General features: G+C 70.0%; 2 protein-coding genes. Both read left to right on the top strand.

Annotated features, from left to right (window positions below; all coding sequences use genetic code 11):
- Positions 1 to 143 precede the first annotated feature (143 nt).
- The gene (locus tag MJ785_RS17750) at positions 144 to 650 is read left to right on the top strand and encodes a cysteine dioxygenase family protein (RefSeq protein WP_239381857.1); all 507 of its coding nucleotides are present in this window, start codon (positions 144 to 146) and stop codon (positions 648 to 650) included.
- A complete protein-coding gene (locus MJ785_RS17745; protein WP_370651470.1) occupies positions 644 to 1,054 on the top strand; it encodes a rhodanese-like domain-containing protein in 411 nt (136 codons plus the stop codon). Before MJ785_RS17750 ends, MJ785_RS17745 begins: the two co-directional genes overlap by 7 nt.
- Positions 1,055 to 1,065: the final 11 nt, after the last annotated feature.

Raw genomic sequence — 1,065 nt, 5'->3', positions numbered from 1 at the left:
GGCCGTCACCTCGCCGGCGCCTGACGCCGTTCCTCTCCCGGTCGCCCGTCCCGTCTTTGGAGGCATCCAGCCATGAGCACCGCTTCACCTGTCGGCCTCGGTCTGGACACACCCACCGAAACCAGCGATCTGGCTGGGAAACGATGACCACGGCATCCCACTCCCGATCGCGTGCCCGCACGGGCAGGAGGCACAGCCCGACAGCCGCCGCCCTGATCGTCCGACGGCTCACGACGCACCGGGACGGCTGGGTTCCGCTGGTCCGCTTCGACCCGGACCGGCGGTGGTACACGCTGCTGGAGACAACCACCGACCATCAGGCATGGCTGTTGACCTGGCTCCCCGGCCAGTCCACCGACCTGCACGACCATGGCGGCAGCACGGGTGCGTTCGCGGTCGTGGCCGGCGTCCTGACCGAGTGGGCGGCTGGTTCCGGCCGGTACGAACCGTCCCGCCCGGACACACATGCCAGGGGCCGGGTCCGCTCCTTCGGTCCAGCTCACGTCCACCGCATCGGCAATACCGGCACCACCCCGGCGGTCAGCATCCACGTCTACACACCGGCCCTGGAGTTCATGCGACGCTACGTCGTGGATCAGCGGGCGGGGCTGGTCGAGGTAGGTCGTGAGCAGGCAGGAGTGGACTGGTGACTTCCGTCCCATCACCCCCGGCGGGAGCGCGGACGATCGAACAGGTTCTCACCGACGCCCGCGCCAGGCTGACCCGGCTCACCGCCGCGCAGGCAGCCGAAGCCCGGCGGCAGGGCGCGATCATCGTTGACATCCGCCCGGCCGCGCAGCGCGCGCGTGAGGGCGAGATTCCAGGCGCGCTGCTTGTCGAGCGAAACGTCCTGGAGTGGCGCTTCGACCCCGCCAGCGACGCGAAGCTTCCCGCGGCCACCGGCTACGACCAGCAGATCATCATAGTCTGTTCGCAGGGTTACACATCCAGCCTGGCCGCGGCCTCCCTGCACGATCTCGGCCTGCGGCGCTCCACCGACATCATCGGCGGGTTCCACGCATGGGCCGCCGCCGGGCTACCCGTACACCGCTGAAAACCCGCCGC

It is taken from the genome of Protofrankia sp. CiT1, from assembly GCF_917627335.1.
In the GTDB taxonomy this organism is placed as follows: domain Bacteria; phylum Actinomycetota; class Actinomycetes; order Frankiales; family Frankiaceae; genus Protofrankia.
Note: the sequence above shows the minus strand (reverse complement) of the source record. Positions and strands in the feature narration are given on the sequence as shown.

Bases quoted from the DNA above. Each gene is read 5' to 3' on its own strand.
- MJ785_RS17750 (WP_239381857.1), top strand. From the start codon at position 144: ATGACCACGGCATCCCACTCCCGATCGCGTGCCCGCACGGGCAGGAGG.